The 12,236-nt window shown below is 45.3% G+C and carries 9 protein-coding genes; 1 reads left to right on the forward strand and 8 read right to left on the reverse strand.

The genetic code is table 11. The features are described from left to right. Positions 1-8: 8 nt before the first annotated feature. Entirely contained in the window at positions 9-2,288 is a 2,280-nt protein-coding gene (gene priA / locus KOLE_RS07785; RefSeq protein ID WP_015868880.1) for a replication restart helicase PriA, read from the forward strand. A gap of 17 nt (positions 2,289-2,305) precedes the next feature. On the opposite strand, the gene KOLE_RS07790 is transcribed toward priA, so the two are convergent. The 8 genes from KOLE_RS07790 to KOLE_RS07825 all read right to left on the reverse strand — a co-directional run bounded on the left by KOLE_RS07790 (position 2,306) and on the right by KOLE_RS07825 (position 12,166). After that, positions 2,306-3,511 carry an ABC transporter ATP-binding protein gene (locus KOLE_RS07790; protein ID WP_015868881.1) on the reverse strand — a complete coding sequence of 402 codons (1,206 nt, stop codon included), beginning with the start codon at positions 3,509-3,511 and terminating at the stop codon, positions 2,306-2,308. Then, positions 3,508-4,521, reverse strand: coding sequence for an ABC transporter ATP-binding protein (locus tag KOLE_RS07795; protein WP_015868882.1), 1,014 nt, complete (start codon positions 4,519-4,521; stop codon positions 3,508-3,510). Before KOLE_RS07795 ends, KOLE_RS07790 begins: the two co-directional genes overlap by 4 nt. 12 nt (positions 4,522-4,533) lie before the next feature. Continuing rightward, entirely contained in the window at positions 4,534-5,418 is an 885-nt protein-coding gene (locus KOLE_RS07800; RefSeq protein WP_015868883.1) for an ABC transporter permease, read from the reverse strand. A gap of 13 nt (positions 5,419-5,431) precedes the next feature. Next, positions 5,432-6,466, reverse strand: a complete 1,035-nt coding sequence (locus tag KOLE_RS07805) for an ABC transporter permease (RefSeq protein ID WP_015868884.1) — start codon at positions 6,464-6,466, stop codon at positions 5,432-5,434. Between the two features lie 139 nt (positions 6,467-6,605). Continuing rightward, positions 6,606-8,444, reverse strand: coding sequence for an ABC transporter substrate-binding protein (locus tag KOLE_RS07810; protein ID WP_015868885.1), 1,839 nt, complete (start codon positions 8,442-8,444; stop codon positions 6,606-6,608). Between the two features lie 127 nt (positions 8,445-8,571). Beyond that, positions 8,572-9,549: an ABC transporter permease gene (locus KOLE_RS07815; RefSeq protein ID WP_015868886.1), complete on the reverse strand. Its 978-nt coding sequence runs from the start codon at positions 9,547-9,549 to the stop codon at positions 8,572-8,574. Then, the gene (locus tag KOLE_RS07820; RefSeq protein WP_015868887.1) at positions 9,546-10,601 is read right to left on the reverse strand and encodes an ABC transporter permease; all 1,056 of its coding nucleotides are present in this window, start codon (positions 10,599-10,601) and stop codon (positions 9,546-9,548) included. Before KOLE_RS07820 ends, KOLE_RS07815 begins: the two co-directional genes overlap by 4 nt. Continuing rightward, the gene (locus tag KOLE_RS07825) at positions 10,598-12,166 is read right to left on the reverse strand and encodes an ABC transporter ATP-binding protein (RefSeq protein WP_041288990.1); all 1,569 of its coding nucleotides are present in this window, start codon (positions 12,164-12,166) and stop codon (positions 10,598-10,600) included. Before KOLE_RS07825 ends, KOLE_RS07820 begins: the two co-directional genes overlap by 4 nt. Positions 12,167-12,236: the final 70 nt, after the last annotated feature.

Genomic DNA, 12,236 nt, shown 5'->3' on the forward strand with positions numbered 1-12,236 from the left:
TTGTAAAAGTGGCCATATCGGGTTCCCCTCTTCTCGATACTTTCACCTATCATACTGATTTCCCATTAACTCCGGGAGAAAGAGTTGTTGTTGATTTCGCAAATAGAAGTGTTGTGGCTTACGTGGTCGAGATCACAGATGAGCTTCCGGAATTCGCCACAAAACCCGTTCTTCAAAAACTCGATGAGAAGCCCTTTCTAACTTCTAAAGACGTAGAATTGGCATTGAGGATAAGTGAGCGGTTTCTTTGTCCTGTTGGTAAGATCTTCGATCTTTTCTTTCCGCCAGGGAAGGTTATGAATGTAAAAAGTTTCGTCGTTCCGCAGTCTCAGGAGCTTCCCATAAAGGACATAATACCGTTGACCGCGGCAAGGGAAAAATTTGGTGCTGTTACTATTGAAAACTGGAAAAAATCAAGGAAAATAAGGATAGTACACAGTTACGAGCAAAAAAAGACAAGAGTCCAAAAGAAGAAGTTCGTTAGGTTGCGTCTGTCTATTAAAGACTTAGAGAAAATAAAACTAACGGATCTTCAAAGGAAGGTCGTAGAGCATCTGTTTTCCTTTGATGTTATTGAGGTTCGCGAACTGATTAAGAATCTTGACTTAAAGAGCATCTCACCCATTCAAACGTTGGAGAAGAAAGGCATTTTAGAGGTCTTTGAAGATGAGACTTACGAATTCAGTGACTGGACAATAGCTCCGATAGATGAATTAACCTCCGAACAAAGAAGGGTTTTAAATTCCATTGTGTACGATTTTAAAGGTGTTCATCTCATATATGGGCTTACGGGAACGGGAAAAACAGAAGTTTATTTCAAAGCAATGGAAAAGGTGTTAACTGAAGGTGCTCAGGTGCTTTATCTCGTTCCTGAAGTATCTCTGACACCGCAGCTTTTGGCCAGAGTTAAGGGAACATTTCCCGGTCGGGAGGTAAGGGTATACCACAGTTATCTCAGTAAGGCTAAACGGCAGGGTATCTGGCTGGACGCTCACGAAGGTAACGTCGATATAATAATCGGTACGCGTAGCTCTATCTGGATACCTATGAGAAAGCTTGGACTGATAATTGTCGACGAGGAGCACGATGCCAGCTTCTATCAGCAGAGTTCGCCTCATTACGATGCCGTTGAAGTGGCTGTGGAAAAGGGGAAGCTTCACAACATCCCTATTATACTCGGTTCTGCAACCCCGAGAGTTACCCATTATTTTAGGGCCATCGAAGGCGAATACAAGCTGCATAAGCTCAAGCACAGACCGGTTGGTAAATTACCATCACTTGAATTGATAGATATGAGAAAATCTAAAGGCTTTTATGTACTTTCTAAAAAAGCTCTGGAAGAGATAAAAGAACTTCTCAAAGATGAGAAGCAGATTTTTGTTTTCGTTCATCGGAAAGGCTTTTCAAATTACGTGGTGTGTACCAATTGCGGAACGGTTATAAAATGCCCAAATTGTGATATATCACTGACGTATCACCGCCACGGGAATATTCTCAAATGCCATTATTGTGGGTTTACTACCCCACCTTTCTCAAACTGCCCCAATTGTGGAAGTGCGGCATTATCAGCACGTGGTTTCGGAACCGAAAGGGTAGAGTATGAACTTAGGAATTTCTTTCCTTCGGTGAAGATTATAAGACTCGACAAAGAGACGATAGAGAGTCCTTCGGATTATGAGAAAGCGCTTCGGATGATAGAACAGGAAGATGCTCAGGTGGTTGTTGGTACCAAGATGATCGCGAAGGGACTCGATTTTCCAAAGGTGGGTTGTGTCATTGTAGTTGATTCAGACAGACTTATAAATCTTCCCAGGTACGATGCCACTGAAAACGCTTTTCAGTTGATTACACAGGCATCTGGAAGATCCGGCAGGGGTACCTTTGGGAAGACGCTCATACAATCTTTCAATCCAGATCATCCCGTCATACAAAACGCTGTAGAAAACGACTTTGAAAGGTTCTTTGAAACAGAAATAAAAACAAGGGAACTTTTGAAATATCCACCATTCTCGTATTTTGTAGAAATGATAGTCGAGCATGTAGACGAGAAACGGTGCCAGAAAAAAGCGGAAGAAATCGCTGAACTTATTGGAAAAGAATTTTCTGAACAATTCTTCGAGATACATGGGCCTGTAGTACCGGTGATAAAGAAGTTCAAAGGACGCTTCAGAATGAAGATATTCCTTAAACTGAAACCTGAGGCATCAATGAAGGAACTCAGGGAATTGATAAAAAAACATTCCGCCCAGATCGACCTTGTCGTCGATGGTATAGGCGGAATGCTCTAGAGAAAACCAGACTTCTATTATCTTTTCAGTTCTCCAGGGAAGAAACAGGCGACCTTGTGGCCGTTTCCGACATCCTTCAATGGCGGTTCTTCCTTCGAACAAACTTCTTTTGCTATTGGACAGCGTGGGTGGAAACGGCAGCCACTGGGTGGATTTATAGGACTGGGGACATCGCCTTTGAGAATGATTCTCTTGCTCTTTTTCTCTGGATCGGGGATCGGTATTGCTGACATCAATGCTACAGTGTAAGGGTGCAAAGGATTTTCAAAGAGCTCTTTTTTGTCGGCGATCTCGACGATCTTTCCAAGGTACATAACAGCAACCCTTTTACTGACATGTTTAACAACAGCGAGATCGTGGGCGATGAACAGATACGTCAAACCAAATTCTTTCTGCAAATCATTAAGCAGATTCAATATCTGAGCCTGTATTGAGACGTCAAGAGCGGAAACGGCCTCGTCTGCTACGATGAGCTTCGGATTGAGTATCAAGGCTCTAGCAATACCTATTCTTTGCCTTTGTCCTCCGCTGAATTCGTGAGGGAATCTTCCCATATGATCTGCTGAAAGCCCTACTTTTTTCAATATATCGGCAACTTTGTCCATGACTTCTGAGCGTGTCGCAAGGTGGTGAATGAGAGCGCCTTCGGCTATGATGTTCTTGACTCTCATCCTGGGATTGAGTGAAGAAAATGGATCCTGAAAGATCATCTGGGCCTGGCGTCTGAATTTTTTTCGTTTCGCTTCCCTGGCACTCATCATGTCACGAATGAAGGCCGAAGCGGATCCGTTGTGAACCTCGAAAAAAAGTTTAGCCATCTTGCGATCAAAGTCGTCTTCAATACTCTTGATAGCGGACTCAACTGAACCCGCGGCGTTTTTAAGGTCAAGAAAACGTTCCACATACATGCGTTTGAGATATGCCCTTGCTTTCATTATCGGAAGAAAATAATGGGTAGTATCCTCATCGTTCAGGATAATTCTTCCGGATGTGGGTTCGTAGAGCCTTAGAACGGTCATACCCGCTGTCGTCTTACCACATCCAGATTCGCCGACGAGCCCGAGGGTTTCCCGTTCATAAACCTCGAAACTAACATCATCAACAGCCTTAACCTGAGCAACCACACGTCGGAAAACACCCGCTTTTACCGGGAAATATTTGACTAGATTATCTATCCTGAGCAACGGTTTGGGGGTGTTTTTTGGGTTTGTCTGGTTATTCATGCACCTTCACCTGCCCTTGCCACTTTGATCATTTCTTCGAGTTTATCTACGTGCCAGCAAGCTACTTTGTGACTGGATTCAATCTCTTCCAGTGGTGGTTCTTCTGTTCTACATTTTTCAGTAGCCAGTGCACAGCGGGTATGGAATCTACATCCTTTGGGGAAATCCAGAGGATCCGGAACCACACCAGGAATATTGTAGAGAACCTCTTTATCTTCATCGAGTCTCGGTATTGCGTTCATTAATCCCCATGTATATGGGTGCTTTGGATCTTTGAAGAGGGTGCGGATATCAGCGTATTCGACGACCTTTCCGGCGTACATAACAACGACTCTATCTGCCATTTCTGCGATAACACCGAGGTCATGGGTTATCATGATTATGGACATACCGTATTCTTTTTGCAGCTCTAGCATTAGCTCCAGTATCTGGGCTTGTATTGTAACATCAAGGGCGGTTGTTGGTTCATCGGCGAAAAGGATCGTAGGATTACAGGAAAGCGCCATGGCTATCATTGCCCTCTGTCTCATTCCACCAGACAGTTCATGGGGATATTCATCAACGCGTTTTTCCGGTTCGGGAATACCAACTTTTTTCAACATTTCGATGGCCATTTCTCTGGCCTTTTCCTTGTCGACGTCCTGGTGGAGTAGAATGGCTTCCATTATCTGGTCACCAACCGTGTACACAGGGTTCAAAGCGGTCATGGGTTCCTGGAAGATCATGGCCATATCGTTACCCCTGATCTTCCTCATTTCCTCTTCTGAAAGGTTCAGGAGGTTTTTGCCCTTAAAGTAGATCTCCCCACCGGCGATTTCGCCCTTTTCATCCAGTAGCCTCATTATTGAAAGGGATGTGACGCTTTTACCGCAACCTGATTCGCCGACGATACCGAGTGTTTCACCCTGATACACCTCAAAACTGACTCCGTCAACGGCTTTAACGATACCGTCATCTGTATGGAAATAGGTTCTTAGATTTTTCACTTCGAGAACAGGTTTTTTCTCCACTTTTGAACCCCCTTAACTTCTCAATCTCGGGTCGAAGATGTCTCTCAAAGCATCGCCAACAAGGTTCCACGCGAGAACGAATAAGACCATGGCGATACCGGGGAACACAATTGCAAACCATGATTGGTCTAACATGGTCATCCAGTTTCTGGAATAACTCAGTATGGTACCCCAATCTGCGTAGCCAGGTTCAGCACCAACACCAAGGAAGCTGAGTGCAGCGGCAGTAATAACGTATGATCCCATTCTCATTGACATCTGAACGACGACCGGAAAAATAGTATTCGGGAGAATATGTTTAACGATAATCAGCCAATCCTTTTGGCCGAGAGCGCGTGCGGCAAGGACATATTGTTCTTCACGTGCCTGAAGGATGTTACCCCTTATGAGCCTGGCGGTGGCCATCCAACCAAAAGCGACAAGTGCTACCATCACTTTATCCAGACCTTTTCCGAGTATAGTTGTCAGAACCATTGCGGCAACCAGGAAGGGGATTGACATGAATATATCAACGATTCTCATCAATATTTCATCAACCCAGCCTCCAAAATATGCTGAAATCGAACCAACGAAGATACCGATAAGGGTTGCCAGACCGGCAACGGTGAGGCCGAGTCTAAAAGCAGTGCGCGTTCCCCAGACGACTCCATAGAAAATATCTCTTCCACCGATCACCCCGAAGGGATGTTCGGAACTTGGTGCGATGGGTCGCGATGTCCACGCAACCCGGGGCATCTGGTAATTATCACCTGTTGGATTGGTCCCAGCGATTTTGGGAGCGAAGATAGCCACGATTATGAAGAATATGAGCAGAGATGCGCCAAGAACGGCTGTCCCGTTGGTCCAGAATTTCTTCATCATCTTTTGAAAATCACTTTTTCTCTTTCTTTCAGACATCAGCACAACCCCCTCACTGTAACCTGATTCTGGGATCGATGATTGCGTAGCTTACGTCGACGATTAAGTTACCGATGACTAGCAAGAATGAGAAGAACAACGCACCACCGATGATAGACCAGTAATCCAATTGAGTAGCTGCATCAGCGAGGAAGCGGCCGATTCCGGATCTGCTGTAAACTGACTCTATGATAACAGTTCCGGAAAGTAATCCTATGACTGTACCTCCCGCGACGGTAACAACGGGAATGAGGGCGTTTCTTTTGGCGTGCTTGTTTATGACTATTTTTTCTGGAACCCCCTTTGCCCTTGCAGTTCTTATGTAATCCTTTCTCAGTACCTCAAGCATACTGGAACGGGTTATTCTCAACAGATACGCCCACCAGAGATATGCCAGGGTGATCACCGGAAGGATCATATGCCTCAGAGCATCCAAAAAGACGTCAAAACGCCCATTGAGCAGTGCATCAAAGGTTGGCATATGGGTTATTGTGTGCCATTCGGCGCTTCGCATAACAAGGTCATATTCCGGGCTTACCATGCCTGGTGGGAACCACCCCAGTTTCGCATAGAAAATCCACAGTAGCAGCAACCCGAAAACAAAATCCGGGAGAGACCAACCTATAAGGGCGAATACCCTTATAAATTGGTCTATGAATTTGTTGTGGTTTACTGCTGAAATCACCCCCAGAGAGATTGCTACAAGGACTACCGGAATAAAGGCGTATATAGCCAGTTCAAAGGTGTAAGTGAATCTTTCAGCTATCGCTTTTGCAACCGGTTCTTTCCCGACAAGGGAATAGCCCATATCGCCTCTTACAACATTCCAGAGCCATTTAGCGTACATTACAGGCATTGGCTGATCGAGCCCGTATTTGCGGATTAACCTCTGGGCGGCATCAGGGGTTTTTAAGGCTTCTGGGCTCTTAACGTAAGATGCGAGAAGACGTTCGGGGCCCAGGGCCCAGATCATCGCGAAAATGATGAGTGTTACACCAATTAGAATCAAAGGAAGCAAAAGCAACCTTCTTATGATGTACGCGGTCACCTGTGTATCACTCCTTCGGCATAAAAAAATTTGAGATTTAAGAAACTAATTAAATTATACATGAGGAAAGAAAAAGATAAAAGAGGCCAGGGTTAACAAACCCTGGCCTCTAAAGTGAAATTACTTGAAGATTTGCTTATTATTCTTCCTTGGAGAGTTCGTAGTAATTGGCACCAGATCTCAACGGATGTGGATACCAGCCTTTGACCCAGGTTCTCTCTACGTGGAATCCGAGAGGCATGTAGAGAGGAACACCAACAGCATTTTCGATAACGATCTTCTGAACTTTTATGTAGAGTTCTTCACGTTTCTTCGGATCGATCTCCTTAACAGCCTGGAATATGAGAGGATCCAGGTATTTTTCAGCGAATTCAAGGAAGGGTTTACCCTGTCTGGAAGCGTAAACACCCTTCGTGGAGTAGTAGGTCGCTATGAAGTTGTGTGGATCAGGATAGTCGGCAAGCCATCCGATTATGAATGCAGGCATGTAACCCGCTCTCTGAGCCTTCAGGTAGGTCGGCCACTGGACACCCTGAACCTCAATCTTGAACTTAGGATTGATGGATTCGATGAAGAATTTCAGCATTTCAGCGGCTGTTTGTCTGGCTTCGTTACCGGTGTTGTAAAGAAGTGTGAGTTTGAACCCTTTCTTCCAGAGTTCTCCGTTGAAGGCTTTCTTGAATTCTTCAGTGGCTTTTTGCAAGTTGAACTCGGGCACCGGAAGCGTAGGATCGAATCCTAAGTAGCCTTCGGGGAGGTCGGTCGGAACAAGCTTACCGAGTCCATTGAGAACCTCGTTTATGAATACTTCACCATTGTAACAGTATGCAAATGCCTTTCTAACATGCACATCGCTGAAGAAGTTAAGCGGTATACCATTTCCGTCGAGTTTTCCGCTTCCGACGTATTCACTGCCTTCCCTGACTTCCCAGTTAAAGTGGAGGGAAGCGATGACGGATGTTGGGTATCCTTCAATAACCCTGACACCGGGGAGATTTATAACCTGATCCCTGTATTGTGCAGGGACATAGACCATATCAGCGTCTCCAGCCTCAAGCATGGCTTTTCTGGTGGAGTATTCGTCGATACCCCAGATGATGACTGTCTTTAGCTTGGCGGGACCTCTCCAGTATTCGTCATATCTTTCGAGGATAACCTTCTGTTGTGCACGATCCCATTCGACGAGCTTGAATGGACCGGAACCGGCTTCAGCAGAATGCAGTGGGGTTTCTTCAGGCTGGAGGTCATGCCATTTCCACCAACCGTCGGCATTTCCGTCCCAGGTACCGTTGGCCTTTGCCCATTCAGAATCAAGAACGGCGCTCCAACCGGCATAGTGGGAGATTATCCACATGAACGGTGCAAATGGAGCGTGAAGTGTAAATATAACGTTATCGCCTTCGACCTCAACCAGAGGATCGATGACTTCGTTGTAGAAAGCGATGAGCTTTGCCTTTGCCTCTTCAGAGGTTGGTTCTCTATTCTCATCTACAGCCTCGGAGTAGGGCATGCCAGCGTAAGCCTCGAACCAGTCTTCGAGACACTGGTAATCCCCACCGGAAAGGGCCTCGATGATCATCCACATTGGTCCTCCAGCAGGATCAAAGAGGATACCTCTTTCAAAACTGTACTCGACATCGTAAGGTGTGAGTTCTCTACCTGTGTGGAACTTGATGCCTTTTCTTATCGGGAATATGTACTTTGTACCGCCATCCTGAATGAGACCGTTTTCGATAGACGGTACTTCCGTGGCGATCATGGGTTCAAATTCAGTAACTGAGTCACCTTTGTACTTTATAAGGTTATCATAAACGTTAAGGATGACTCCTCCGCCAGCGGTTTCATAACAATAATGTGGATCGAGCGTTTCAGGCTCACCGATGGTCAGTGTAATGAATGTGTCGGGATTCTTGACTTCGGCGAGACCGACGATCGCAACCAAAAGAACTGCGAGTGTAAGCAAAAATGCTTTCCTCACAACAACACCCCCTTATACAAAGTTGATTGACACCATAGGTATTATATCGCATTGTCCTTCAAATTCAAAACTTCATGATGATGATCATCTTGCTCTTTACGTCGTGCGGTTGAAAGGCTCAAAAACCTCAGGATCCTTTTTCGTAAGGAATACCATCGGCTGCAGGCGGGCGGGTCTTACCGATGAATCCGCCTACCACAATGAGCGTAACCACAAAGGGAATCATGTTGAAAAGAGGTTTCACAGTCGCGGAAACGGAAACGATTGAACTACTCTGAAGCTGGAGGTTCATGGCTTCAGCAGCACCGAAGAGAAGAGAAGCTCCGAGTGCTCCCAGAGGATTCCAGTTTCCGAGAATCATCGCCGCCAGAGCTATAAAACCACGACCACGAACCATGTTTTCGCCAAAGCTTCCAACATCTCCAATAGATAGGAAAGCTCCACCCAAACTTGCAAACAGACCGCTCATCAAAACACCAAAATATCTTATGCCGTACACGTTTATACCCAGAGTATCCGCTGCTTCGGGATTCTCACCAACGGCTCTCATCCTCAATCCAAGAGGAGTACGGTACATGATGAACCAGCTAACAAAAACGGAGAGCAAAGCAATGTAAACAAAGGGGCTGAGTTCACCAAAGATTTCACCGAGGAAGGTTCCCTTTTTGAAAAAGGGAATGGAAAATTCACTTATTTTAGCTACCGGGTCAGTTCGTCCTTCATGTCCAAAAATAGGTTTCATTAGGAATGAGGTTAATCCCTGGGCGATTATTATCAGAGCGGTTGCACTGACTATCTGGTTTGCTGCCCAGCGAATACTGGCCCACGCATGCAACCACGCAAAGCCAAGGCCAACAATTGCAGCTGCGAGAACGCCTATCCAGGGCAGCGTAACACCAAAAGCCTGTTGTATAACATAGGTTACCGTTATGGAAGTAAAGGCTCCCATTAACATGATACCTTCAAGTGCTATGTTGGTAACGCCGGTTGATTCGCTGTAAACCCCTCCCAGAGAAGCAAATATCAATGGGGTAGCAGACAATAACGTAAGCTTGTAGAAAAGTGGATTTATCAGAATCGCGAATATAGCTTCAAGCCAACTCATGCCGCCTCACTCCTTTTCTTTCTCCAGTAAATAATCGTAGCCACGATTCGTTCAGCTGCCACGAGGAAGATAACGATACCCTGGATGATGATGACAATATCGTCCGGGATTTGAGCGTTAATCTGCATCGCATTTGATCCGGTTCTAAGAGCTGCGATGAGGAGAGCGGCGAATATGATTCCAATGGGATTGTTTCTTCCTATCAGAGCTATGGTAATACCATCAAAACCTCTCCCACCGGTTAACTCCCCAACAAATCTGTGAGGAGGAACTCCGAGGATATCTACTATACCGGCCATTCCAGCGAGGGCACCACTTATGGCCATCGTGAGTATAATATTTTTCCTGATACTTATTCCACCGTATTCTGCGGCATATGGATTAAACCCAACGCCTTTTAACTCGTAACCCATCGTGGTTTTTTCGAGAATTATATACATGACTATTGCCGCTACTACCGCTATGAAAATCCCTATACTCAGCTCTGTTGCTTGCACCTTGAGAATAACAGGCAGTTTTGCGGAATCAGCTATCTCAGGGCTTTTTGGGGTTCCAGATCCGACAGCCAGCGGGCCAACCGCCATGAAAGAAGCGAGATTGGCAGCTATCCAGTTAAGCATAATGGTGGAGATAACCTCATGGGCACCGGTGTAGGCTTTCAAAAAACCTGCTATTGACGCCCAAATCGCGCCTGCGAACATTCCAGCGATTATGGATAGCGGTATCGCTAAAACAGGAGGTACCGCTCCTACATTCATTGCCACTATTGAACCCAGAAGTGCACCTATGGCCATCTGACCTTCGGCACCGATGTTGAAAACGCCGGCTCTAAAACCAAATCCCACGGCAAGACCGGTGAGCACCAATGGTGTCATTTTAACGATAGTGTTAGCGAGCTGCTCACTGCCACCGAAAGCACCTTTTAACATGATTCCGTATGCTGTTATAGGATTTTTGCCGATTGCGTAGATAATTATGGACGCTATAAGAAGTGCAATAATAACAGCAACAGTGGGAACTAAAAAAGCGTATATTTTACCCTGTCGGTTCATTTAGCATCACCCCGTACTAAGACTTCGGCTTTTCTTTGACCTGCCATCATTAAACCGATTTCCTCCCTGGTGATTTCGTCTGGAAGGACCTCGCCCATTATTTCTCCTTCATACATTACCAGTATTCTGTCAGAAAGAGAGAATATTTCATCGAGTTCCATGGATACGAGTAATATACCGATGCCTTTATCTCTCATAGATATTATTGTTTTGTGAATGAACTCAATAGCACCAATATCGAGTCCTCTGGTTGGTTGAGCTATAATGATAGCTTTCGGGGATATGGGTACAGTATCGAGTTCACGAGCCACGATTACTTTTTGCTGGTTTCCACCCGAGAGATTTCCGGCAAGCATATTGATGTTTCTTGGCCTGACGTCAAATCTTTCAACCAATTCTTCGCTATATTTTTTGATCACCTTGTGATCTAAGAAACCGTTCTTTGAAAAGGGTTCATTCTGATGTTTTCCGAGAATCATGTTGTAAAAGACAGGATAATCCGTAATCAATCCGCGTTTTAGCCTGTCTTCTGGAATATGGGTTAATGCAGATTCTCGAATTTCGAGAGGCGAACTGTGAGTAATATCCTTTCCTAATAGGGTTATCTGCCCCTTTTCTGGTTTTCTTAAGCCGGTTATCGCTTCAACAAGCTCACTCTGTCCGTTACCGGCCACACCAGCTATTCCAACAACTTCGCCCTCACGAACTTCGAGAGATACGCCTCTAACCGCATCCAGCCCTCTGTTATCTTTAACCCAGAGGTCTTCAACTTTGAGAACCACATTGCCGGGTTTGTGGGGGCCTTTTTCAACTCTGAGGAGTACATCTCTACCAACCATCATTCTTGCGATCTCTCTAGGGTTAGTTTTTTCTGTATCAACATTACCCGTGACCTTTCCTAACCTCATGACCGTGACCCTGTCCGTTATCGCCATGACCTCATTCAGTTTGTGGGTAATAAAAATAATGGTTTTGCCGCTTTCTTTCAAGCGTCTCATTACGTTAAAGAGCTCCTCGGTTTCCTGAGGCGTTAAAACCGCTGTTGGTTCGTCGAATATCAAGATATCAGCACCGCGGTACAGGATCTTGAGGATCTCCACGCGTTGTTGCATACCAACCGGTATGTCTTCTATCTTGGCATCTACGTCAACAGCTAAACCGTATCGTTCAGAAAGCTCTTTTACTTCTCTGCGGCTGCGTTCTCTGTCGAAAACAAGCCCAAAGCTTTTTGGTTCACTTCCTAAAACAACATTTTCTGCAACTGTCTGATTATCCACCAGCATAAAATGCTGGTGAACCATGCCGATTCCAGTAGCAATGGCGTCTTTAGGTCCCTTAAAGTGTTTTTTGGTACCGTTTATGTAGATTTCTCCTTCATCTGGAATCAAGAGACCGTAGAGTTGCTTCATCAACGTAGACTTACCTGCTCCATTTTCTCCAACGAGTGCGTGTATTTCACCTTTTTTTACGTAGAGGTCAACATGATCATTTGCCAGAACAGAGGGAAATTTTTTTACTATTCCCTTCATGACGACAGCGTATTCCGAGAAATCTTGAGCTTGCATTTTTGCTTCAGCGCTCACGTACTCACCTCCATCGCTAACGATACCAAAACTCGGGAGATTACTCTCCCGA

Source organism: Kosmotoga olearia TBF 19.5.1 (assembly GCF_000023325.1).
In the GTDB taxonomy this organism is placed as follows: domain Bacteria; phylum Thermotogota; class Thermotogae; order Petrotogales; family Kosmotogaceae; genus Kosmotoga; species Kosmotoga olearia.